The sequence below is a fragment of the Caballeronia sp. GAWG2-1 genome, from assembly GCF_023631405.1.
GTDB lineage: Bacteria > Pseudomonadota > Gammaproteobacteria > Burkholderiales > Burkholderiaceae > Caballeronia.
In genome coordinates this window covers 37,281-61,854 of record NZ_JALQDD010000011.1, presented here as the reverse complement: position 1 = coordinate 61,854, position 24,574 = coordinate 37,281, and the positions used below count along the sequence as shown (strand labels likewise).

Genomic DNA, 24,574 nt, shown 5'->3' with positions numbered 1-24,574 from the left:
GCGCTGTAAAGAACGTCTTGCGCAATGTCCCGAACTGCAGCCCGAGATGAGGACTGACTCACCGGGTACAACCCGATATCCCGTTCAAATGACCCGCTCAAGTACACGCCGTACCAAAGACCAACTCAAAGATTATAGCCGAAGCGCCAAGCCCGACGACGCAGCTTCTACCGATTCGGACGCGCATGCGCCCGATGCCGGCACGCCGCATCGCGGCAAGGAAGCGCGGCATCGCAACGAGGAAGCGCCGCGCGAGGCGCGCGTGCCGGATGAACTCGCAGGCGAGCGGCTCGACAAGGTGCTGGCCAAGATCTTCCCCGAGTTTTCGCGCAGCCGTCTGCAAGGCTGGATCGAGGAAGGGCGCGTGCTCGTCGATGGCGCCAGCGCCAAGGTGCGCCAGCCCGTGCCGCTTGGCGCGACCATCGCGCTCGTGCCCGACCTGTTGCCCGAGCAACTCGCGTTCACGCCCGAGCCGGTGCCGCTTCACATCGTGTACGAAGACGAAACGCTCGTCGTCATCAACAAGCCCGCCGGCATGGTCGTGCATCCCGCCGCGGGGAACTGGAGCGGCACCTTGCTCAACGGTCTCCTACATCGTTATGGCGATGCGGCGGCGGGGCTGCCGCGCGCGGGCATCGTACATCGGCTGGACAAGGAGACCTCGGGGCTGATGGTCGTCGCGCGCACGCTCGAAGCCCAGACCGACCTCGTGCGGCAGTTGCAGGCGCGCACGGTGAAGCGCCGCTATGTCGCGTTCGTGTGGGGCAGGATGCCGGACGACGGCACCATCGACGCGCCCATCGGCCGCGATTCGCGCGACAGGACGCGCATGGCCGTGGTTCAAGGCGCATCGGGGAAACCGGCGCGCACGCACTTTCGCACCATCGACCGGACGCAGTGGAACGGGCAGCCCGTGAGCGCGATCCATTGCGATCTCGAAACCGGCCGCACGCACCAGATTCGCGTGCACTGCGCGGCGAGCGGCCATCCGCTTCTGGGCGATCCGGTCTACGGTCACATACGCGGCCGGCGTTCGGTGACGCCGCTGCCCGACGGCTTCGCGCGTCAGGCGCTGCACGCGTGGCGGCTCGGTCTGGTTCATCCGGCAACGGGCAAGCAAGTGCACTGGCGCGCGGACGTGCCCGAGGATCTCGCCAAGCTCGCCACGGAACTCGGCTTCGGGCGCGACGACGAAGTCGAACTAGACGAAGACGACGACTTCCCGCAAGTCTATGAAATGGACGACGGCGAAGACTGGGACGACGAATACGACGACGAAGAAGGCGAACACGATGCCGATGCCGAGGACGACGAAGCATGACCCATCGCACTGACGTCACATTGAGCGCGGATGATTGCGTGTGGCCGCAATGGCGCGTCTCGCCGCGCGTGCATGCGTTCGTGACGACTCGCGCGGGCGGCGTGAGCGCGGCGCCTTTCGGTGGCGGCACGCCGGGCGCGGGCGGTCTCAATCTTGGTTTGTCGAGCGGCGATGCGCCGGATGCCGTCGCTGAAAATCGCCGTCGCGCGCTGGCGTTGACGGGCATCGGACAAGCCGCGTGGCTCGAACAGATTCACGGCACGACGGTTGAAGATGCGCACGCGGTCATCGAGCGCCGCGCAGCCGGTCCAACGCGCGCCGATGCGAGCGTGACCGACCGGCCGGGCGTCGTCTGCGTGGTGATGACGGCGGACTGTTTGCCGGTCCTCTTCTGCGACGACGAAGGCCGCGCGGTCGGCGCCGCGCATGCGGGCTGGCGAGGTCTTGCGGGCGGTATCGTCGAGAAGACGGGCGCGCGGGTGGCGCAACTCGCGGGCGTGCCAACATCGCGCCTCAATGCTTACCTCGGTCCGGCCATTGGTCCCGCTGCATTCGAAGTGGGCGAGGACGTGCTCGATGCCTTCGTGTCGATCGCGAATGCGGATCAACGCGACCTCACCGCGGCAGCGTTCAAGCCGACCGGCGCACAAGGCAAATACTTCGCCGACATCTATACGCTTGCGCGCTTGCGTTTAGCCGATATCGGCGTGGAAGCGAAGCGCGTTCATGGCGGTACGCACTGCACGGTGAGCGAGCGAGAACGCTTCTATTCGTATCGTCGCGATCGCGTGACAGGGCGCATGGCCGCCATGATCTGGCTTGGCGATTAACTGCTCGTCATCTGCATTCAGCGACAACTGCCAGCTTTAAGTCGCAGGAACTTGCGTAAGCCCATGCGAATGCAATATCTCGCATGGGGAAAACGATAATTAAAAAAATATCGCACTGCGGCAAAATCAGGTGAAGCATTGACATGCCTGAGTCCTAAGAGCAAGAATGTTCCCGGAATTCATTCAATCGGGCACGGCGTAGCTAGGTGACTCTTGTGGCGCGCAGAGTGCGCATCGACACTTGCGCGCTGGTTGAGACAAGCCCGGCGATGCCTGCATCAGCAATCAGTCTTGCGAGACTTACAGGTCAAAAGCGGGTATGGCTTCCAAATCTAGTTCCTCCTCTGCGTCCTCCGCCCGCTCCCGTACTGCCAGCAGTTCGACGGCTGAAGTTCCCGCTGATCCGACAGGCGTACAGCAAGCGTTCGATCAATGGCTCAACGCGTGGCGCTCGGTCGCCGATCCCGCGCAATGGGCGAAATTCAATCCCCAGACCAACGCGCAAACCAACGCGCAAACCAACGCGCAGACGAATGACAGAGCCGCTGCGAATAGCGCGAGCGCGCCGCCGCTCGGAGCGTTCGGTTCGTTTGGTTCGTTTCCCGGCTTGGGCGCGTTTCCGGGTTTGTCCGGTGCGGGTTTGCCCGGTGCATTTCCGAATGCATTCGGCGCGGTTCCAACCGTCATGCCGCAAATGCCCGACTTCGCGAAGATGAACGGCCTGGCCGAATTCGCCAAGCTCGCGAGCAGCATGCCGGGCTTCGGCGCGTCGATGCAGGGCTTGCCTACGTTGCCGAAGATTCCGACGGCAGCCATCGCGCCCGAGCGTCTGCAACAACTGCAAAGCAATTATTCGCGCGATGCCGCCGCTTTGCTCAAGCAGGCGGGCGAGCAGAGCATCGACCCTGCATCGCTCAAGGACCGCCGCTTCACCGACACCACGTGGCAGAACACGCCGGCATATGCCTTCACGGCCGCGTGGTATTTGCTGAACGCGCGTTATCTGCAAGAACTCGCGGACGCCGTGCAGAGCGATCCCAAGACGCGCGAACGCATCCGCTTCACGGTGCAGCAATGGGCGGCTGCGGCTTCGCCGAGCAACTATCTCGCGCTCAATCCCGAAGCGCAGAAGACGCTCATCGAAAGCAAGGGCGAGAGCTTGCGCCAGGGCATGCTCAACCTGCTCAACGACTTGCAGCGCGGCAAGATTTCGCAGTCGGACGAGTCGCGCTTCGCGGTTGGCAAGAACATCGGTTCGACGGAAGGCTCGGTCGTGTACGAGAACGAACTCGTGCAACTGATCCAGTACAAGCCGCTCACGCCGAAGGTTTATGCGCGGCCTTTGCTGATCGTGCCACCTTGCATCAACAAGTTTTATATCCTCGATCTTCAGCCTGAAAGCTCGCTCGTGCGTTATGCGCTCGAACAAGGGCAGCAAGTCTTTATCCTGTCGTGGCGCAATGCGGATCAATCGCTCGCCGCGAAGGAATGGGACGATTACGTCGAACAGGGCGTGCTCGAAACCATCGGCGTCATCAAGGACATCACGGGCGAGGAGCAGATCAACACGCTCGGCTTTTGCATCGGCGGAACCATTCTGGCGACGGCGCTCGCGGTAGCGAAGGCGCGCGGCGAAGAGCCGGCCGCGTCGATGACCCTGCTCACCTCGATGCTCGATTTTTCCGACACCGGCGTGCTCGACGTCTTCGTCGACGAAGCACACGTGCAGATGCGCGAGCAGTCGATCGGCGGCAAGAACGGCGCGCCCGCCGGGCTCATGCGCGGGATCGAATTCGCCAATACGTTCTCGTATCTGCGGCCGAACGATCTCGTGTGGAATTACGTCGTCGACAACTATCTCAAGGGACGCACGCCGCAAGCCTTCGACCTGCTGTTCTGGAACAGCGACTCGACCAACTTGCCCGGTCCGATGTGCGTCTGGTATTTGCGCAACACGTATCTGGAGAACAAGCTGCGCGAACCGGGCGCGCTGACGGTGTGCGGCGAGGCGATCGATCTGTCGACGCTCTCGTTGCCCACTTTCATCTACGGTTCGCGCGAAGACCATATCGTGCCGTGGAAGTCCGCGTATGCATCCGCGCCCATTCTCACGGGCCCGCAAAAGTTCGTGCTCGGCGCGTCGGGGCACATCGCGGGCGTGATCAATCCGCCGTCGAAGAACAAGCGCAGTTTCTGGATGCTCGACAGCCATGAGGAGCGCCTGCCCGAAACCGCCGACGCGTGGTTCGAGGCAGCCACGGAACATCCGGGAAGCTGGTGGCCGACGTGGTCCGCATGGCTCGCGCAAAACGCGGGCGAGGAAGTGAAGGCGGGCACGTCGCAAGGCTCGAAGACTTATCCGGTGATCGAGCCCGCGCCCGGACGCTACGTGCTGGAGCGCGACTTCTGACACGGCGCGAAGTCGCACGCATAACCGAATTCATTTGATGCCAAAGGAAACTGAAATGACTGACGTAGTGATCGTATCGGCCGCGCGTACAGGGGTCGGCAAGTTCGGTGGTTCGCTCGCGAAGATCGCGGCGCCGGAACTGGGGGCAACGGTGATTCGCGCGGTGCTGGAGCGTGCGGGACTGAAGCCGGATCAGGTGAGCGAAGTCATTCTGGGTCAGGTGCTGACCGCGGGTTCGGGACAGAATCCGGCGCGCCAGTCGCTCATCAAGGCAGGGTTGCCCGACATGATTCCGGGCATGACGATCAACAAGGTCTGCGGCTCGGGTTTGAAGGCCGTGATGCTCGCGGCCAACGCGATCATCGCGGGCGATGCGGATATCGTCATCGCCGGCGGTCAGGAAAACATGAGCGCGGCGCCGCACGTGCTGCCGGGCTCGCGCGACGGCTTTCGCATGGGCGACGCCAAGCTGATCGACTCCATGATCGTCGATGGCCTGTGGGACGTCTATAACAACTACCACATGGGCACGACCGCCGAGAACGTCGCGAAGGAATACGGCATCTCGCGCGAAGACCAGGACAAGTTCGCGGCGCTGTCGCAGAACAAGGCCGAGAAGGCACAGAAGGAAGGGCGCTTCGACGACGAGATCGTGCCGGTGTCCATTCCGCAGCGCAAGGGCGAGCCGCTGCGGTTTGCCACCGACGAATTCGTGCGCCACGGCGTGACGGCTGAAGCGCTTTCCACGCTCAAGCCCGCGTTTTCGAAGGAAGGCACGGTGACGGCGGCGAACGCATCGGGCATCAACGACGGCGCGGCCGCGGTCGTCGTGATGTCGGCGAAGAAGGCCGAGGCGCTCGGTCTCACGCCGCTTGCGCGCATCAAGGCTTATGCGAATGCGGGCGTCGATCCCAAGGTCATGGGCATGGGTCCCGTGCCTGCATCGAAGCGTTGTCTCGAGCGCGCGGGCTGGTCGGTGAACGACCTCGACCTGATGGAGATCAACGAAGCCTTCGCCGCGCAGGCGCTTGCCGTGCATAAGCAAATGGGCTGGGATCAGTCGAAGATCAACGTGAACGGCGGCGCAATCGCCATTGGCCATCCGATCGGTGCATCGGGCTGCCGCATTCTCGTGACGCTCTTGCACGAAATGCAGAAGCGCGACGCGAAGAAGGGTCTGGCGTCGCTGTGTATCGGCGGCGGCATGGGCGTGGCGCTTGCGCTCGAGCGTGACTGAGCGCAACACCCGAAGGCATGGGAAGGGCCAAGCGGAAGGCGTCGTTCGAACGCCGTTCCGCATAACGAAAATGGAGTGAGGAATGACAAAGCGCGTAGCGTATGTAACCGGCGGGATGGGCGGAATTGGCACGAGCATTTGCCAGCGCCTCCATAAGGATGGCTTCACGGTCGTCGCGGGCTGCGGCCCGAACTCGCCGCGCCGGGTGAAATGGCTGGAAGACCAGAAGACGCTCGGCTTCGATTTCATCGCGTCGGAAGGCAATGTGGGCGACTGGGAGTCTTCCAAGAACGCGTTCGACAAGGTCAAGGCGGAAGTCGGCGAAGTCGACGTGCTGGTGAACAACGCGGGCATCACGCGCGATGTCGTGTTCCGGAAGATGACGCATGAAGACTGGACCGCGGTCATCGACACCAACCTGACGAGTCTTTTCAACGTGACGAAGCAGGTGATCGACGGCATGGTCGAGCGCGGCTTCGGGCGCATCATCAATATTTCGTCGGTGAACGGTCAAAAAGGGCAGTTCGGCCAGACGAACTACTCCACCGCGAAGGCCGGTATTCATGGCTTCACGATGGCGCTGGCGCAAGAAGTGGCGACCAAGGGCGTGACGGTCAACACGGTGTCGCCGGGTTATATCGGCACGGAGATGGTGAAGTCCATTCGCCCCGAAGTGCTGGAGAAGATCGTGGCGACCATTCCCGTGCGCCGGCTCGGCACGCCGGATGAAATCGGCTCCATCGTCGCGTGGCTCGCTTCCGATGAATCGGGATTCTCCACCGGCGCGGATTTCTCGCTGAACGGCGGCTTGCACATGGGCTGACGGGCGGCGGCGTCCCTCACGGAAGGCGCGAAGGCGTGAAGGCGTGAAGAGGGACGCTGCTGCTTGCCGGATAGATCAACGACGCGGCGAACTGGCGGCAACGCTTTATTGCGACAATGCAAGCCGTGGCGGCTGGCACCGCAGTAAAGTCCTGCGTTTAAAGGCGTTAAATGACCACCACTACTACAAAGAAATCCGCCGAACGACTCATCAAAAAATATCCTAACCGGCGGCTCTACGACACGGAAACGAGCACCTACATCACGTTGTCGGATGTGAAGCAGCTCGTGCTCGATCAGGAAGAATTCAAAGTGCTGGACGCGAAGTCGAGCGACGACCTCACGCGCAGCATTCTCCTGCAGATCATTCTCGAGGAAGAGAGCGGCGGCTTGCCGATGTTTTCATCGGTGATGCTCTCGCAGATCATCCGCTTCTACGGCCATGCCATGCAGGGCATGATGGGCACGTATCTGGAGAAGAATATCCAGGCGTTCATCGACATCCAGCAGAAGCTGTCCGAACAGAGCAAGGGCATCTACGACGGCAACGCGCTCAATCCGGAAGTCTGGTCGCAATTCATGAACATGCAGGCGCCGATGATGCAGGGCATGATGACGAGCTACATCGAGCAGTCGAAGAACATGTTCGTGCAGATGCAGGAGCAGATGCAGACCCAGGCGAAAACGATGTTCAACACGTTTCCGTTTCCGACGCCTGTCGTGCCGCCGACGACCGAGAAGAAATAGGCGCTCATGGCCCGAGCGCACGGGCCGACTCAGCGACCGCCGCGCCGAGCGGCGGATGCGCTTGAAAATCCGCCGAGACTTCGCCGAATGCCATGAAGCCGCCGCGGGTGACTGCGTGCTGGCGCCATCGTGCGTCATTGACCGGACAGCGCAACGCGCGCTTGAGGAAATCGCCCTTCTCGACGCAGGCAGGAATCTCGCCCGTCCAGTTAATACGCGCGTGGGAGAAATCGTCTGTGAAGATGTATGCGGCCGGCCGTCAGTGATTCTCCACGCCACAACCGGTTAAAATACGAGATTCGCCTCGACCGAGGCACGCGCTGTCGCCCGCGCGCGTCTTTCTCCGGATGTCCCCGTGAATACTTCTTTGAAATCAAGTACTAGCACGCCCGCGCCGCGCATCGGCATGGTCAGTCTCGGCTGCCCGAAAGCCCTTGTCGATTCCGAGCAGATCATGACTCAGCTGCGCGCCGAAGGTTACGAAATCTCCGGCACCTATGACGGCGCCGACCTCGTCGTGGTCAACACCTGCGGCTTCATCGACGAAGCCGTGCAGGAAAGCCTCGACGCCATCGGCGAAGCGCTTGCCGAGAACGGCAAGGTCATCGTGACGGGCTGCCTGGGCGCGAAAAAGAGCGCGAGCGGCACGGGGCTCATCGAAGAAGTGCATCCGAAAGTGCTCGCCGTCACCGGTCCGCATGCGACCAGCGAAGTGATGAACGCCGTGCACTCGTATCTGCCCAAGCCGCACGATCCGTTCACCGATCTCGTGCCGCCCGCGGGCATCAAGCTCACGCCGCGTCATTACGCGTATCTCAAGATTTCCGAAGGCTGCAATCATCGCTGCACGTTCTGCATCATTCCCTCGATGCGCGGCGATCTCGTTTCGCGCCCCATCGCCGAAGTCATGCTCGAAGCCGAAAATCTGTTCAAGTCTGGCGTGAAGGAACTGCTCGTCATCTCGCAGGACACGAGCGCGTACGGTGTCGATGTCAAATACCGCACCGGCTTCTGGGACGGCAAGCCTATCAAGACGCGCATGACCGAACTCGTCGGCGCGCTCGGCGAGCTCGCGTCGCAATACGGCGCGTGGGTGCGTCTGCATTACGTGTATCCGTATCCGAGCGTCGACGAAGTCATCCCGATGATGGCCGAAGGCCCGCTGCGCGGCCACGTTCTGCCGTATCTCGATGTGCCGTTTCAGCATGCGCATCCCGAAGTCCTGAAGCGCATGAAGCGCCCGGCCAATGCCGAGAAAGTGCTCGAACGCGTGAAGACGTGGCGCGAGATTTGTCCCGATCTGACCATCCGCAGCACCTTTATCGCGGGCTTTCCGGGTGAAACCGAGGAGCAGTTTCAAACGCTGCTCGACTTTATCCGCGAGGCGGATCTCGACCGCGTCGGCTGCTTCGCGTATTCGCCGGTCGAAGGCGCAACGGCCAACGAACTCGATGGCGCGCTGCCCGACGAAGTCCGCGAGGAACGCCGCGCGCGCTTCATGGAACTGGCCGAGGAACTGTCGGCCGCGCGCATGAAAAAGAAAGTCGGCAAGACGCTGCGCGTGCTCGTCGATGAAGTGAGCACGGACGGCGGCGTTGGCCGCACGGCGGCGGATGCGCCGGAAATCGACGGCGTGGTGTATATCGCGCCGGCGACGAAGGCGTCGAAGCGCTACAAGGCCGGCGACTTCGTCTCCGTCAGGATCACCGGCGCGGACGGCCACGATCTCTGGGGCGAGGTATAAGTCATGGCGCATTCCATGCCTTCGGTGCTCGCGCTCGGCGAGGCGATGATCGAGTTCAACCAGTCGACGCGAAATCAGCCGAACTATCTGCAAGGCTTCGGCGGCGATGTCTCGAACTTTCTGATCGCGGCGTCGCGGCAAGGCGCGTCGACGGGCTTCGTGTCCGCCGTCGGCAACGACCAGTTCGGGCAACTGCTGCTCGATCTCTGGCGCACGGAGAATGTCGATACATCGACGGTGCGTATCGACGATACCGCGCCCACGGGCGTTTATTTCGTGTCGCACGGCGAGAGCGGGCATCGCTTCGATTACTTGCGCGCGGGTTCGGCGGCGAGCCGTTATGCGAGCGCGCATCTGCCGCTCGACGCGATCGCGGCGGCGAAGGTCGTGCATCTGTCGGGAATCAGTCTCGCAATCGGCGTATCCGCGTGCGATGCCGCTTTTACCGCGATGGATCACGCGCGCTCGCACGGCGCAAAGGTGAGTTTCGACACGAACCTGCGCCTGAAGCTGTGGCCGCTCGCGCGCGCCCGCGCGGTGATGCTCGAAGCGCTGCGCATGACGGACATCTGCCTGCCGAGCTGGGACGACGTGACCGTCATCACGGGCCATGAAGACAAGGACGCCATCGTCGACTTCCTGCTCTCGCTCGGCTCGAAAGTCGTCGCGCTCAAGCTCGGCCGGGAAGGCGCGTATATCGCGACACCCAATGAGCGGCGCGTGGTGCCGGGCCGCGTCGTGAACGCGGTCGATGCCACCGGCGCCGGAGATTGCTTCGGCGGCGCGTTCATCGCGCGTATCGTCGCGGGTGACGACCCTTTTACGGCGGCGGGTTATGCCAACGTGGCGGCGGCGTTATCGACGCAAGGCTTCGGCGCGGTAGCCCCGATTCCGACCAGAAAGACAGTGGAGTCCGCGCTCGCGGAGTAAAAGACCCACGCAAACTCAGGAGACAAGAACATGACGCGAGAAGTAGTGGTGGTAAGCGGTGTACGCACGGCAATCGGCGACTTCGGCGGCGCGCTCAAGGATTTCACGCCGACCGATCTCGGCGCGCGCGTGGTGCGCGAAGTGTTGTCGCGTGCAAACGTGCAGGGCGACGAGGTCGGCCATGTCGTGTTCGGCAACGTGATCCAGACCGAGCCGCGTGACATGTATCTCGCGCGCGTGGCCGCGCTCGACGGCGGCGTGACGCAACACGCGCCCGCGCTCACGGTAAACCGTCTGTGCGGCTCGGGCTTGCAGGCCATCGTGTCCGCGTCGCAATCCATCTTGCTGGGCGACGCCAAGATCGCCATCGGCGGTGGCGCGGAAAGCATGAGCCGCGCGCCTTACGTCATGCCCGCCGCGCGCTTCGGCCAGCGCATGGGCGATGCACGCGTCGTCGACATGATGCTCGGCGCGTTGAACGACCCGTTCGACAAGATCCACATGGGCGTGACGGCCGAGAACGTCGCGAACAAGTACGGCATCACGCGCGAGGCGCAGGACGCGCTCGCGCTCGAATCGCACCGGCGCGCGGCGCGGGCTATCGAAGCCGGTTACTTCAAGGAACAGATTCTGCCGATCACGCTGGCATCGAAGAAGGGCGACACCGTTTTCGATCGCGACGAGCACGTGCGCATGAACGCGACGGCCGAAGATTTTTCGAAGCTGCGTCCTGTGTTCGCGAAGGAAAACGGCACGGTCACGGCGGGCAATGCATCGGGCATCAACGACGCGGCCGCGGCTGTCGTGCTGATGGAGCGCGGCGTCGCCGAGAAGCGCGGCGTGAAGCCGCTCGCGCGCCTCGTCGCTTACGCGCATGCGGGCGTCGATCCGAAAATCATGGGCATTGGCCCCGTTCCCGCCACGCAAAAGGCGCTGGAGCGCGCGGGACTGAGCGTCGCCGATCTCGACGTGATCGAAGCGAACGAAGCCTTCGCCGCGCAAGCCTGCGCGGTCACGCAGGAACTGAAGCTCGATCCGGCGAAGGTTAATCCGAACGGTTCGGGCATTTCGCTTGGGCATCCGATCGGCGCGACGGGCGCGCTCATCACCGTGAAGGCGCTGTACGAGTTGCAGCGCATTGGCGGGCGGTATGCGCTCGTGACGATGTGCATCGGCGGCGGTCAGGGTATCGCGGCGATTTTCGAGCGCATCTGACGCTCGGAGCTTGGGTCAAGGAACGAAGGATGATCGAAACAATGAAGCGCTTGCACTGGGCGACGATCGCAGGCGCCGCATTCGCGTTTGCCGGCTGTAATTCGCCAATGCCGCCGGATGCGTCGACGGCCGCGGCGAATGCGCCTGTCAGCGCGAAGGGCGAGTCGCATGGCGCGCAGCAGGCTATCGAAACGCTTGCCTTGCCGCCGCAAAAGCCGCTCACGCCGAACCCGCAATACGCGCGCTTTCCGCGTTATGTCGGCACGCTCGGCGACCGGCAAATCGAAATGAGGCTCGGCGCGAAGACCGACGATCCCTCGGGCGTGCATGGCGAGTATCGGTTCGCGGACAGCCCGTCGGTGATCCTCGTTGCTGGCGATCGCGATGGCGATACGCTGGAGATCGAGGAATCGAACGACGGCACGCATATCACTGGCAACTGGGTGGGAAAGTTCGCGGCGGATGGCAGCGTGTCGGGCGAGCGCATGGACCCGGACGATTCCAATTCCAGGCCATTCGATCTTCGTCCAGCGGTGGCGGGAGCGACGCTGCCCGCTGTGCAGGGTGCGCCGCTCACGCGCAGTGCGCCGCCCGCGCCTTCGCTCGAACCTGCGCCGCCGCGTAATGCGGTGGGCGGGACGAGTAACGTGATCATCGGTGAGTGATGGTCGTTTCGAAGCGGGCGTCAGTGCTCGACACGACGCCCATCGCGAACCTTCCCACTTATATTCCTCGGCCGAGCGTTGGCGACACTCCCGCGCATCAACCACCCAACTCTGCTTCGACATGACCGATTCAAGCAACTCCGAACGCGACCTGCAAACCCGTATCGTCCAGCCAGATGACCGCATCACGCCGGGCTTCGAGTCCTTTTCAGTGCCGGTTACGCGCGCCTCGACCGTGGTGTTTCCGGACCTCGCCACCATGCGCGAACTCGTCTGGAGCGACGATTCGAAATGGCGCTACGGGCTGCACGGCACGCCTACGACGGTCGCGCTTGCGCAGCGGCTTGCGACGATCGAAGGCGGCGAGCACGCACTGTTGCAACCGTCCGGGCTCGCGGCCATTTCGAACGTGTACTTCGCGTTGGTGAAGTCGGGCGATCACGTGCTCGTGCCGGACAACGTGTATGGACCGAATCGCGATCACGCAGACTGGCTCGCGAGCGACTTCGGCGTCGAGGTGACCTACTACGATCCTATGAAGGGCGCGGGCATTGCCGATGACATCCGTGACAACACGAAGCTCATCTGGCTCGAAGCGCCCGGCTCGGTGACGATGGAAGTTCAGGACGTGCCGGTCATGGTTGCCGTGGCGCGCGCGCGCGGCATCGTGACGGCGATCGACAACACGTATTCGGCGGGGCTCGCGTTCAAGCCGTTCGAACATGGCGTCGATATCTCGGTGCAGGCGCTGACGAAGTATCAGTCGGGCGGCAGCGACATTCTGATGGGCGCGAGCATCGTTCGCGATTTCGAGCTGCATAAGAAGCTCAAGCGCGTGCGCATGCGGGTGGGCGTGGGTGTGTCGTCCGACGATGCATCGCTCGTGTTGCGCAGCTTGCCGACGATGCAACTGCGCTACGAGGCCCATGACCGTTCCGCGCTTGCTTTGGCGAAATGGCTGAAGACGCGCCCGGAAGTCGCGGCGGTGCTGCATCCGGCGCTGGACGATTGTCCTGGCCACGAGTTCTTTAAGCGGGACTTTTCGGGCGGCGCGGGCGGCTTGTTTTCGTTCGTGTTCGACGCGCGCCATGGCGCGGCGCAAGTCGATGCGTTCGTCGAGGCGCTCGAGCTTTTTTCCATCGGCTGGAGCTGGGGCGGGGCGCACAGCCTCGCGATGCCCTACGACATCCGGTCGATGCGCACGGCGTCGAAGTGGCCGCATGAGGGCGTGCTGGTGCGGCTTTATATCGGGCTGGAGAGCGAGAGCGATTTGAGGGCGGACGTGGAAAGGGCGTTGGAGAAGGCGTTGGGGTGAGATGCTCGCCCGGTGGCGCTTGCTCGCCTGACCGAACCCGTCGGCCGAAACAAAACCACCCAAACAAACAGTTTCGCGGATTTTTCTATCGGGTTAAGGTTCGTCTATCGGAATGACGAACCGCAGCTCCCGCATCCAGAAACATGACTCGATTCTCCTTGCTGCACATCACGCCACGGACGCATCAGGTGGAGATCGATCTCGTCTACGCGACCGATCGCAATCTCACCGGCAAACCCATCTACAAAGCGCAGCATTGTCTGCTGCTCGAACCCGCCGAGGCGGCCTTGCGCCGCGCGGTCGCCATTGCGCAAAGCTTCGGCATGACGCTCAAGATTTTCGACGCCTATCGGCCGCCGCAAGCGCAGCAGGTGCTCTGGGACTTTCTGCCCGACCCGACCTTCATCGCCGATCTCAAGCGCGGCTCGAATCACAGCCGCGGCACGGCAGTAGACCTCACGCTCGTCGATGAAAACGGCGGCGAGCTCGACATGGGCACGGGCTTCGACGCAATGGTCCCCGAGTCCGCGCACTTTCACGCGGGTTTGCCAAGGCACGTACAGCACAACCGCACGCTGCTGCTCGGCGTGATGCACGGCGCGGGCTTCGCTCATATTCCCAGCGAGTGGTGGCATTACGAATTGCCGGGCTCGCGCGAACTTGCTCTCATCGACAACGAAGAAAGCGGCCCGTTGCGGCTGATGTGAACCCAACCTCACTTCGAACGGAAAAGCACATGGTCTTGCGCAAGGCAGTCGCGGCGGCACTGGCAACGGCTCTGGTTTTGGCGGGCGCGGGAACACTGACACTCGCGCAGGCCGCCACGCCAAAGGACATGTTCGTCATGGCAACGCTGCTCGACGAGTTCACCTCGCTCGATCCCGGCGAAATCTACGAACTCGTGCCCGAGGAATACGTCGCGAACACGTACGACCGGCTGGTGCGCGTCGATCTGAAAGACCCGTCGAAGTTCAACGGCGACGTCGCGCAGTCGTGGTCGGTCAGTCAGGACGGTCTGACGTTCACGTTCAAGATTCGCCCCGGCCTCAAGTTCCATTCGGAAAATCCGCTTTCCGCCGACGACGTCGCCTGGTCCATCCAGCGCACCGCGTTGCTGGACAAGGGCGCGGCCGCCGTGCTTGCGGGCATCGGGCTCACGAAGGCCAACGCGCTGCAGAACGTGAAGAAGATCGACGATACGACCGTCGCCATAACCACCGATCAACGCTACGCGCCGACTTTCGTGTTGAACGTGCTCGGCTCGTGGCCGGCGTCGGTGGTGGATCGCAAGCTGCTCGAATCGCATCAGAAGGGCAGCGACTACGGCAACGAATGGCTCAAGACGAACGAGGCCGGTTCGGGCGCGTACAAGCTCGTGAAGTGGACGGCCAACGACAGCATCGTATTGCAACGTTTCGACGGGTATCGCGCGCCGCTTGCCATGAAGCGCATCGTGCTGCGCCATGTGACCGAAGCGGCGAGCCAGCGTCTGATGATCGAGAACGGCGACATCGACGTGGCACGCGATCTGAGCCCCGACGACCTCGACACGCTTGCCAAGGCCGGCAAGATCAAGGTGAACGCCGTGCCGCAGGCAACGCTCATGTATCTCGGCCTCAACAACAAGAATCCGAATCTGGCGAAGCCCGAAGTCTGGGAGGCGATGAAGTGGCTGATCGACTATCAGGGCATTCAGAAGAACGTCATCCGCACGACGTACAAGGTGCACGAAACCTTCCTGCCCGAGGGATTCCTGGGCGCGCTCAATGACAATCCGTATCACCAGGATGTCGCGAAGGCCAAGGCGTTGCTGGCCAAGGCCGGTCTTGCGAATGGCTTCACCGTGAAGATGGACGTGCGCAACGACTATCCATACAGCGAGATTGCGCAGGCGGTGCAGGCGAACCTCGCGCTTGCCAACATCAAGGTTCAACTCATGCCGAGCGACAACAAGCAGACGCTCGGGCGCTACCGGGCGCGCGCGCATGACATCTATATCGGCGAATGGTCGGCGGACTATATCGATCCGCATAGCAACGCGCAGGGCTTCGTGTGGAATCCGGACAACTCGGATGCGTCGAGCTACAAAATGCTTGCGTGGCGCAACGCCTGGGACATTGCGCAACTGACGAAGGAAACGAACGCCGCGCTCGCCGAAAGCGATACGAAAAAGCGCGCGCAGAGCTACGAGACCATGCAGCGCGAAGTGCTCGCGAAGTCGCCCTTCGTCATCATGTTCCAGAAGGTGTCGCAGGTGGCGGCGCGGCCGGGCGTGAGCGGGCTGGAAGTTGGGCCGATCAACGATCTCGTCTCTTACAAAGACATCAAAAAGCAATAACCAGCGAAGCAGCCTGCGAATGTCCGTCACGCCCACGTTTTTCGACCGAATGCGCGCCGCGAGCGGCCGGCGAAGGGGCGTGCGCTTCGTGCTTGCACTCGTGCGCTGGATCATCATGCTCGCGGTAACATTCACCGGGCTGCTTGCGATCACGTTCTTCATCGGCCGCAAGATTCCCATCGATCCCGTGCTTGCCATTCTCGGCGACCGCGCATCGGCGGCGGCGTATGCGGCGGCGCGTTTGCAGCTCGGGCTCGACAAGCCGCTCATCGAGCAGTTCATGATCTACGCGCGCGATGTCCTGCACGGCAATCTGGGCGTGTCGCTCTTGACGGCGAATCCCGTCATCGACGACATCAAACGCGTGTTTCCCGCGACGCTCGAACTGGCGACGCTCTCGACTTTCATCGGCGTTTGCATCGGCGTGCCGCTCGGCGTGATTGCGGCCGTGAAGCACAACCGCATGGTCGACCACATCGCGCGCTTCATCGGGCTCGCGGGCAGTTCCGTGCCCGTATTCTGGCTCGCGCTGATGGGTCTGTTGCTGTTCTATGCGCGCCTTCATTGGGTTTCGGGTCCGGGCCGTATCGACCCGATGTACGACGGCATGGTCGATACGCGCACCGGCAGTCTGCTGATCGATTCGCTCCTCGCGGGCGAGTGGGACGTTTTTAGGAACGCGTTCTCGCATATCGCGTTGCCGGCGGGCGTGCTGGCGTTTTATTCCATCGCTTATCTGAGCCGCATGACGCGCTCGTTCATGCTCGAACAACTGAGCCAGGAATACGTGACGACCGCGCGCGCGAAGGGCTTGTCCGAGCGGCGCGTGATCTGGCGGCACGCGTTCGGCAATATCGCGGTGCCGTTGCTGACGGTGATCGCGTTGGCGTACAGCTATCTGCTCGAAGGCTCGGTGCTGACAGAAATCGTGTTCGCGTGGCCGGGCATCGGCTCGTATCTGACGGGCGCGCTTTTGAACGCGGACATGAACGCGGTGCTCGGCAGCACGCTCGTGATCGGCGCGACGTTCATTGCGCTTAACTTGCTGACCGACGCGCTTTACCGCGTGTTCGATCCGCGCGCACGCTGACATGGAGGACGCTTGTCGATGCATTCGCCCGTCGAGCGCACGCCGATGAATCCCGCGCGGGCGCACTGGCGCGCGTGGTTGCTCACCGACACGCCCGCGTCGCCGCGTCAGGCGGCGCTCGGGCGCGCTTATCGGCGCTGGCGCGCGTTCTCGGCGAATCCGCTCAGCATGTTCGGTCTCGCGATACTCGTGCTGCTCGTCGTGGTGGCGATCTTCGGGCCGCTCGTCGTCACGCGCGACCCGTTGCAGCAAGTGCTCGCCGAACGCCTTACGCCGCCCAACGCCGCGCACTGGTTCGGCACCGATCAGCTCGGCCGCGACATCCTGTCGAGGCTCGTGCACGGCTCGCGGCTCACGTTGAGTATCGCCATGCTGGTCGTGGTGCTCGTCGTACCCGTGGGTTTGCTCATGGGCACGGTGGCGGGTTATTGCGGCGGTTTCGTCGATACCGTGCTCATGCGCATTACCGATGTCGCGCTCGCGTTTCCAAAGATCGTGCTCGCGCTCGCGTTTGCGGCGGCGCTCGGGCCGGGCGTGCTCAACGCGGTCATCGCCATTTCGATCACGGCGTGGCCGCCGTATGCGCGGCTCGCGCGTGCCGAATCGCTGCGGCTCGCGCAGGCCGACTTCATCCACGCGGCGCGTCTGCAGGGCGCGTCGCCCGCGCGCATTCTGTTGCGCTATATCGTGCCGCTGTGTTCGTCGTCGGTGATCGTGCGCGCGACGCTCGACATGGCGGGCATCATCCTCGCCGTCGCGGGGCTCGGATTTCTGGGACTGGGTGCGCAGCCGCCGAGTCCCGAATGGGGTTACATGGTTGCCTCTGGCCGCAATGTGCTGCTCGATGCATGGTGGGTCGCAACTATTCCCGGCCTCGCCATTCTCGCCGTGAGCCTGGCGTTCAATCTGCTCGGCGACGGTTTGCGCGATGTCTTCGATCCGCGTCACGGAGGCTGACATGTCCTTGTGCGAGATCGATGGACTCGATATTTCTTTCGCCAGCCACGACGGCGTGCCAATGCCCGCCGTGCGCGGCGTCTCGTTGTCGGTCGAGCGCGGCGAACGGTTGGGTATCGTCGGGGAATCCGGTTCGGGCAAGTCGCTTACCGGCCGCGCGCTGCTCGGTCTCTTGCCGCAAGGGGCGAACTGGTCCGCGAAAGCCCTGCGTTTCGACGGCCAGGACTTGCTCGCGATGAAGCCGAACGAGCGCCGGCGTTTATGCGGCACGCAGATGAGCATGATTCTGCAAGACCCGAAATTCTCGTTGAACCCGGTCATGACCGTCGCGCAGCAAATGCGCGAAACCTTCGCGCGGCAAGGCGAACGCCTCGGCCGCAAGGCCATGCGCGCGCGTATCGTCGAGGCGTTGTCGGCGGTGCATATCCGCGATCCGGAGCGCGTGGCGGATGCGTATCCGCAAGAGCTGTCGGGCGGCATGGGCCAGCGCGTGATGATCGCGATGATGGTCTTCGCCGGCCCGCGCCTCTTGATCGCCGACGAACCCACCAGCGCGCTCGACGTGCTCGTCTCCATGCAAGTGCTTGCCGTGCTCGACGAGATGATCGAGCGTCACGACACAGGACTCGTCTTTATCAGCCACGACCTGCCGCTCGTGATGTCGTTTTGCGACCGCGTGGCAGTGATGTACGGCGGGCGGATCGTCGAGACATGCGCGGCGGCGGATCTCGCGCACGCAAAGCATCCGTACACGCGCGGGCTGCTGGCCGCCAATCCGCCGCTCGTCGATCCACCCGCCGAGTTGCCGACCTTGCGGCGCGATCCGGCGTGGCTCACGGAATCGTTCGAAGGAGACAGCGCACGATGATCGATATCGACCGCGCGAGCATTCGTTTCCGCACGAAGACCGGTCACGTCGATGCCGTGCGCGACGTGACTTTTCGCGTGGAGGAGGGCGAGGTGTTCGGGCTCGTCGGCGAATCGGGCAGCGGCAAGTCGACCTTGCTGCGCGCACTTGCCGGCCTCGTGCCACTGTCGAGCGGAAGCCTGCAAGTCAGCGATAGCCGTCCGCAGATGGTGTTTCAGGACCCGTACGCGGCGCTGCATCCGCGCTTCACGGTCGACAAGACCTTGCGCGAGCCGCTCGCGATCAACGGTATCGGCGATGAAGACGCGCGCATTTTGGCCGCGCTCGCCGAGGTCGGGCTCGGACCGGCGTTCAGATTTCGGTATCCGCATCAATTGTCGGGCGGGCAGCGGCAGCGCGTGTCGATTGCGCGCGCGTTGATCGTGGGTCCGCGCGTGCTCTTGCTCGATGAACCGACGTCCGCGCTGGACGTCTCCGTGCAAGCCGAAATTCTCAACTTGCTGCGCCGCTTGCACACGGAGCGCAAGCTCACGATGATGCTCGTGAGTCACAACCTCGCCGTGGTCGGTTTTCTGTGTCAGCGCGTCGCGGTGATGAAAAATGGCGAGATCGTCGAGCAACTCGATTTGGAAGCCGTCCGCGCGCGCGACGTGAAGCACGAATACACGCGCAGCCTCATGCGGGCGACCGAAGGCTATACGCGCAAGCACATTCGTCGAAACGACGCCATCGAATGTGGCGAAAATCACGCATAAAGCCGGTATACAATGCAGCCCGATCGCGCTCTGGCCGCGCGATGAAAACAGCGTGCCAGCCGCTGTTAGAATAGGAATTGGATTGTCGGGATCTGCCGAACAGCGCTTCAAGCGTGGTATTTCCGGCTGCCATCCGACTTCAGGCTAACCAACGGAAATCGCGACAGACCGCGCCCGCCAACCAGTGAGAGCCGGTCGAATCCCCCGATGAAATTGCTAGATGCTTTGGTCGAACAGCGGATCAACGAAGCCGCCTCGCGCGGCGAATTCAACGATCTTCCCGGCGCAGGCGCGCCCCTCGCCTTGGACGACGATCTCCTCGTGCCGGAGGAAGTGCGCGTCGCCAATCGTATTCTCAAGAACGCGGGTTTTGTCCCGCCAGCCGTCGAACAGCTGCGCGCATTGCGCGGGCTTCAGGACGAGCTGGACCGCGTGACCGACCCGGCCGCGCGCTGCCGTATTCAGGTGAAGATGCTCGCGCTCGACATGGCGCTCGAATCCTTGCGCGGCGGCGGTTGCGTGCCGCATGAATACAGGCGGCGCATTGCCGAGCGGCTGTCCGAGCGCGCTCAGGGCCGCAGCGAGATGGGCTGATCTTGTCGCCCGACCTCCCCAACCTTTCCGACGCTTCCTTTTCCACCGCATCCGTCGATTCCTCCGACGAACGCGATCGCCGCTTCATGGTGCTCGCGCAACAAGCCGCCGATGAAGCGCGCCGCGCGGGCGAAGTGCCCGTGGGCGCGGTGATCGTTCGTGGCGATGAAGTCATCGCGACGGGCTTCAATCATCCCATTGGCGGACACGACCCGTCCGCGCACGCCGAAATGGCCGCTTTGCGCGCGGCGGCGCAATCGCTCGAAAACTACCGGCTGCCGGGCTGCGAGCTTTATGTCACGCTCGAGCCGTGCCTCATGTGCGCGGGCGCTATCATGCATGCTCGGATCGCGCGCGTGGTGTTCGGCGCGGCCGATCCGAAAACGGGCGCATGCGGCAGCGTGGTCGACGTGTTCGCCAACGAGCGGCTCAATCATCACACCAGCGTGACAGGCGGCGTGCTTGCGGACGAATGCGGCCGGTCGCTCAAGAACTTCTTTGCGGAACGAAGGCGTCTGGCGCGCGAAGAACGCGATTTGCGGCGCGCGCGCGAAGCCGGGCAGGGCGGCGAGTTCGCCGTTTCCTTCAACAAAACGAACTGATAAACGTGAAATCACGCACCATCGATCTGATCGCGCCTTCGGGCTATCCGAACGATCCGGCGGCTGTCGAGCGCGGCATCGGCAGGTTGAAAGCTCAAGGGCACAAGCTTGAAAACATCGATGCCACGCGGCGCCGTTTCCAGCGTTTTGGCGGCACCGACAGCGAGCGCGCGGCCGATTTGAACCGGCTCGCCGATCCGTCGCGTCGTTTGCCGGACGTGGTGCTCGCCGTGCGCGGCGGCTATGGCGCGTCGCGCATTCTTCATGGTCTGGATTACGACGGCTTGCGCGACAGGCTGCGCGATCAACCTGTCGCGCTCGTCGGCCATAGCGATTTCACGGCCATCCAATGCGCGCTTTTTGCGCAAGCGGGCGTCAAGACCTTCGGCGGCCCCATGTTCGCGGGCGACTTCGGCGCGGAGCATCTGAGCATTTTCACGATGACGCATTTCTGGCAGGCGATCTCGCATCCCACGCTGAATGTGACGAGTCATGAGCCGCAGCATCAATCCGTCGATGTCAGCGGCATGTTGTGGGGCGGCAATCTGGCCATTCTTGCGTCGCTGGTCGGCACGCCGTATTTGCCGCCGGTCGAGGGCGGCATTCTGTTCATCGAGGATGTGAACGAACATCCGTTTCGCATTGAACGGATGATTTATCAGCTGCATCAGTCGGGCGTGCTTGGGCGGCAGCAGGCTATCGTGATGGGCGAGTTCTCGGGCGGACGCCTGTCCGAATACGACAACGGCTACTCACTCGACGCGATGATCGATCAGGTGAGGGCAGTAACGGGAATTCCCGTCGTTACCGGCTTGCAGTTCGGACACGTCGATAACCTGCTTACGTTGCCGTTCGGCGCGTCGGCGCATCTCGTATCGAACGAGCGCGGGTTCAAGTTGACGATGTCCGATTATCCGCATCTGGTTTGATCGGGGAACGAGGGCGCTTGTCATAGCGCCTTTCTTTTATACGCATATCGCAACTAACTGTCTTTCTTCTATTTTCACGCGAATTGATATCGGCTCACTTCCCGGGCTCAATTGTCGACAAAAAAGTGCGAACAATGCTGACAAAACGTCGATGAATCCTCGCTCAGGCCCGTGAGAAAAGGCTGTGCGAACAATGGGTCGTCCCTGTATGCCCGATTCATTGCGGCTTTTTACAACAAATTGTTGACAATCTTTATGTCGATTCTAAGATGGTCAACATGCAAGCGAGCACATCATGTCCGATTCCAAACCGAGTGCAGCATCGATCGCTTCGAGCCTGAATGGCGGAGCGAATGCCGAGTCGATCGCCGAGAACATCCGCGCCGCGATCCTCGAGCATCGGCTTGCGCCTGGGGCCAAGCTGACCGAAGCGCAGTTATGCGAAGTGTTCGATGTGAAACGCGGCACGGTACGTCAGGCGCTTGCGCAACTGGCGAACGAGCGACTGGTCGATCTGGAGCCGAACCGCGGCGCCTTCGTCGCGAGTCCGTCGCTGCAGGAAGTGCATGAGGTGTTCGAGATGCGACGCATCATCGAACTGGCGGTGGTGGAGCGCATCGGCAAGGGGCACGGCATGCGTCGGCTCAAGTCGATCAGCATGACTATCGGGCGGGAGCGGCGTGCGTTCGAGAGCCGGGACTTTTCGCAGTGGATTCGCCTTTCCGGCGAGTTTCACACGGAGCTCGCCGCACTCACCGGCAACACCGTGCTGTGCGAATGTCTGTCCGGACTCGTTGCACGCTCGACGCTGATCTCGGCGCTGTATGAATCGCTCGGCAGGAGTTCTTGCTCGTTCGAAGATCACGAAGCGATTCTCGCCGCACTCGACGCCGGCGATGCCGCGAAAGCCGCGAATCTGATGGCGCAGCATCTGCGCGATGTCGAATTGAAAATGTTGGAGCGGCCAGCGCGCGGCGCGGTCGATCTGAAAGAAGTCTTTGCGCGGCCGGCCGAAAGTGCGCCGATTCTCGACGCTGTCGACCCTGTCGACCGGTAGCAAGCAACGCCTTAAGTCTGCAATGTGCGCGCCATCCAACGCGCGTCATGCTGCACTGAATGACCGCTCGTGAAATAGAAGAGCGCGCAATGAAAATCGCCGTGGCGGCAAGCGCGAAGGCAAGTGCCCGCGCGTTTTTGTCATCACGCTCCCGGCGAACCAGCAAACCCAAGAGTACCGCGTCAGAGCCCGAGTGAAATCCGAAGGCCGGCGAAGGTATCCGACTGATCTCAGTCACGCACGAGCATTTGCCTTTTTTCATCACGCAAGCAGCCTATCGAAGGAGACGTCATGGGCCAGTTCAGTGCATCCGGCAGCTCAGCTCTGCCGCCGTACGAAAGCGAGTTTCAAGGAGACGGCGACCATTCTGGTATGCCTGCCGGTTATAGCGACCGGCTCTATAACGAAGACCTCGCTCCGCTTAAAAATCAGACCTGGGGCGCGTACAACATCTTCGCTTTCTGGATGTCGGACGTGCATAGCGTCGGCGGTTATGTTTTCGCGGGCAGTCTGTTCGCGCTCGGCCTCACGAGCTGGCAAGTGCTCGTGTCGTTGTTGATCGGCATCGGGCTCGTCAACGTGTTGTGCAATCTCATCGCGAAACCGAGTCAGGTCGCGGGCGTGCCGTATCCGGTTGCGTGCCGCGCGACCTTCGGCGTGCTCGGCGCGAATATTCCGGCGGTCATTCGCGGGCTGATTGCGGTGGCGTGGTACGGCATCCAAACTTATCTGGCATCGAGCGCGCTGGTTATCGTCGTGCTGAAATTCGTGCCTTCGCTCATGCCTTACGCGGATGTGCATCGGTATGGCTTCGTCGGGCTGTCCGCGCTCGGCTGGGCGGGCTTCATGTTGCTGTGGGTGCTGCAGGCCATCGTGTTCTGGCGCGGCATGGAGATGATCAAGAAGTTCATCGACTTCGCCGGTCCAGCTGTGTATGTCGTAATGTTCATTCTTGCGGGCTACATGGTGTGGCGTGCGGGCATTCAGAATATCGGGCTGAATCTGGGCGGCGTGAAGTATCACGGCATGGAAGTGGTGCCGGTGATGATCACCGCGATCTCCCTGGTGGTCTCCTACTTCTCCGGTCCGATGCTGAACTTCGGCGACTTCTCGCGCTATTGCAAGAGCTTTCGCAGCGTGAAGCGCGGCAATTTCTGGGGCTTGCCGGTCAACTTCCTGGCGTTCTCGCTCGTGACCGTCGTCACGACTGCCGCGACGCTGCCGGTGTTCGGACAATTGATCACCGATCCGGTGGAAACGGTTGGCCGTATCGATCATCCGACGGCTGTGATTCTCGGCGCGCTGACGTTCACGATCGCGACCATCGGCATCAATATCGTGGCGAACTTCGTGTCGCCGGCGTTCGACTTTTCGAACGTGGCGCCGCGTCTGATCAGCTGGCGCGCAGGCGGGATGATGGCCGCGACGGCATCGATTTTCATCACGCCCTGGAACCTGTTCAACAATCCGGCCGTGATTCATTACACGCTGGATATTCTCGGCAGCTTCATCGGGCCGCTATATGGCGTCCTGATCGTGGATTTCTATTTGATGAAGCGCGGCAAACTCGTGGTCGATGACCTCTACACGACTTCAGAGAGCGGTCGATACTGGTACACGAAGGGCGTGAATCGTCGCGCGGTGATGGCGTTGTTGCCCGCTGCGGTGATCGCGATTCTTTGTGTGATGCTGCCGTCGCTGGAAAGCTCCGCGAACTTTTCGTGGTTCATCGGCGCGGGATTGGCGGCGGTGTTTTATTACGTGTTGGCAGATCGGAAGCGGGTTTGACGCGTATTGCGATGTCGGCCGGCTGGCATGCAAATGACTGTATGTCGGCCGGCTGCATGCAAAAGACAAGATGTCAGCGGGTGGCATGCAAAAGACCGTATGCCATCCGAAGGCCTGCAGAACGCAAGACGCAAGACGCCAGAGCCTTAGAACCGCGAGCGCAGCAAGCGAAGCATGCAGTGGACTGTACGCCGGCCGACTGCATCTAAAGGACCAAATGCCGGATGCCAGCGGGCGGCATGCAAATACCGCACCCTAACCGAAGGCATGCGAAACGCGAGATGCAAAGCGTCGAAACCGCGAGCGAAGCAATCGAAGCATGCAAAAGACCATACGCCTTCGGATGGCATGCAAAAGACC

22 protein-coding genes are annotated in these 24,574 nt (G+C 62.4%); all 22 read left to right on the top strand.

Going from position 1 to position 24,574, the window contains the following annotated elements; translation table 11 throughout:
* Positions 1 to 88: 88 nt before the first annotated feature.
* Entirely contained in the window at positions 89 to 1,321 is a 1,233-nt protein-coding gene (locus NCR98_RS07640) for an RluA family pseudouridine synthase (protein WP_250464949.1), read from the top strand.
* Positions 1,318 to 2,151: a peptidoglycan editing factor PgeF gene (gene pgeF, locus NCR98_RS07635; RefSeq protein WP_250525897.1), complete on the top strand. Its 834-nt coding sequence runs from the start codon at positions 1,318 to 1,320 to the stop codon at positions 2,149 to 2,151. The genes NCR98_RS07640 and pgeF overlap by 4 nt, the downstream gene beginning before the upstream one ends.
* 319 nt (positions 2,152 to 2,470) lie before the next feature.
* Entirely contained in the window at positions 2,471 to 4,561 is a 2,091-nt protein-coding gene (phaC, locus tag NCR98_RS07630; protein ID WP_250525896.1) for a class I poly(R)-hydroxyalkanoic acid synthase, read from the top strand.
* A gap of 55 nt (positions 4,562 to 4,616) precedes the next feature.
* A complete protein-coding gene (locus NCR98_RS07625; RefSeq protein WP_250525895.1) occupies positions 4,617 to 5,798 on the top strand; it encodes an acetyl-CoA C-acetyltransferase in 1,182 nt (393 codons plus the stop codon).
* Positions 5,799 to 5,880: 82 nt separating this feature from the next.
* A complete protein-coding gene (locus NCR98_RS07620; RefSeq protein WP_244825316.1) occupies positions 5,881 to 6,621 on the top strand; it encodes a 3-ketoacyl-ACP reductase in 741 nt (246 codons plus the stop codon).
* Between the two features lie 170 nt (positions 6,622 to 6,791).
* Positions 6,792 to 7,367, top strand: coding sequence for a polyhydroxyalkanoate synthesis repressor PhaR (gene phaR / locus NCR98_RS07615; protein ID WP_244825315.1), 576 nt, complete (start codon positions 6,792 to 6,794; stop codon positions 7,365 to 7,367).
* A gap of 355 nt (positions 7,368 to 7,722) precedes the next feature.
* Entirely contained in the window at positions 7,723 to 9,111 is a 1,389-nt protein-coding gene (gene rimO, locus NCR98_RS07610; RefSeq protein ID WP_502799732.1) for a 30S ribosomal protein S12 methylthiotransferase RimO, read from the top strand.
* 3 nt (positions 9,112 to 9,114) lie between these two features.
* Positions 9,115 to 10,041, top strand: a complete 927-nt coding sequence (locus NCR98_RS07605; RefSeq protein WP_250525894.1) for a sugar kinase — start codon at positions 9,115 to 9,117, stop codon at positions 10,039 to 10,041.
* A gap of 30 nt (positions 10,042 to 10,071) precedes the next feature.
* Positions 10,072 to 11,256, top strand: coding sequence for a beta-ketothiolase BktB (gene bktB / locus NCR98_RS07600; RefSeq protein ID WP_250525893.1), 1,185 nt, complete (start codon positions 10,072 to 10,074; stop codon positions 11,254 to 11,256).
* 29 nt (positions 11,257 to 11,285) lie between these two features.
* The gene (locus NCR98_RS07595; protein ID WP_502799731.1) at positions 11,286 to 11,921 is read left to right on the top strand and encodes a hypothetical protein; all 636 of its coding nucleotides are present in this window, start codon (positions 11,286 to 11,288) and stop codon (positions 11,919 to 11,921) included.
* A 121-nt stretch (positions 11,922 to 12,042) separates the two neighbouring features.
* Positions 12,043 to 13,236, top strand: a complete 1,194-nt coding sequence (locus NCR98_RS07590) for a cystathionine beta-lyase (RefSeq protein ID WP_250525892.1) — start codon at positions 12,043 to 12,045, stop codon at positions 13,234 to 13,236.
* 143 nt (positions 13,237 to 13,379) lie between these two features.
* The gene (ddpX, locus tag NCR98_RS07585; protein WP_244825311.1) at positions 13,380 to 13,943 is read left to right on the top strand and encodes a D-alanyl-D-alanine dipeptidase; all 564 of its coding nucleotides are present in this window, start codon (positions 13,380 to 13,382) and stop codon (positions 13,941 to 13,943) included.
* A gap of 29 nt (positions 13,944 to 13,972) precedes the next feature.
* Positions 13,973 to 15,574 (top strand): ABC transporter substrate-binding protein, encoded by a 1,602-nt coding sequence (locus tag NCR98_RS07580; protein ID WP_250525891.1) that lies wholly within the window; start codon positions 13,973 to 13,975, stop codon positions 15,572 to 15,574.
* A gap of 19 nt (positions 15,575 to 15,593) precedes the next feature.
* Positions 15,594 to 16,664 (top strand): ABC transporter permease, encoded by a 1,071-nt coding sequence (locus NCR98_RS07575; protein ID WP_250509082.1) that lies wholly within the window; start codon positions 15,594 to 15,596, stop codon positions 16,662 to 16,664.
* Between the two features lie 45 nt (positions 16,665 to 16,709).
* Positions 16,710 to 17,621, top strand: coding sequence for a nickel transporter permease (gene nikC / locus NCR98_RS07570; RefSeq protein WP_250509140.1), 912 nt, complete (start codon positions 16,710 to 16,712; stop codon positions 17,619 to 17,621).
* 1 nt (position 17,622) lies between these two features.
* Positions 17,623 to 18,489 (top strand): ABC transporter ATP-binding protein, encoded by an 867-nt coding sequence (locus tag NCR98_RS07565; protein ID WP_404989211.1) that lies wholly within the window; start codon positions 17,623 to 17,625, stop codon positions 18,487 to 18,489.
* Positions 18,486 to 19,244, top strand: a complete 759-nt coding sequence (locus NCR98_RS07560) for an ABC transporter ATP-binding protein (protein ID WP_250525890.1) — start codon at positions 18,486 to 18,488, stop codon at positions 19,242 to 19,244. Before NCR98_RS07565 ends, NCR98_RS07560 begins: the two co-directional genes overlap by 4 nt.
* A 207-nt stretch (positions 19,245 to 19,451) precedes the next feature.
* Positions 19,452 to 19,838: a DnaJ family domain-containing protein gene (locus NCR98_RS07555; protein WP_244825306.1), complete on the top strand. Its 387-nt coding sequence runs from the start codon at positions 19,452 to 19,454 to the stop codon at positions 19,836 to 19,838.
* 2 nt (positions 19,839 to 19,840) lie between these two features.
* Positions 19,841 to 20,440, top strand: a complete 600-nt coding sequence (gene tadA, locus NCR98_RS07550) for a tRNA adenosine(34) deaminase TadA (protein ID WP_250525889.1) — start codon at positions 19,841 to 19,843, stop codon at positions 20,438 to 20,440.
* 5 nt (positions 20,441 to 20,445) lie between these two features.
* Entirely contained in the window at positions 20,446 to 21,369 is a 924-nt protein-coding gene (gene ldcA / locus NCR98_RS07545) for a muramoyltetrapeptide carboxypeptidase (protein ID WP_250525888.1), read from the top strand.
* Positions 21,370 to 21,664: 295 nt separating this feature from the next.
* Entirely contained in the window at positions 21,665 to 22,426 is a 762-nt protein-coding gene (locus NCR98_RS07540) for a GntR family transcriptional regulator (protein WP_250525887.1), read from the top strand.
* Between the two features lie 291 nt (positions 22,427 to 22,717).
* A complete protein-coding gene (locus tag NCR98_RS07535; RefSeq protein WP_244825303.1) occupies positions 22,718 to 24,214 on the top strand; it encodes an NCS1 family nucleobase:cation symporter-1 in 1,497 nt (498 codons plus the stop codon).
* The last annotated feature ends 360 nt before the right edge of the window (positions 24,215 to 24,574 follow it).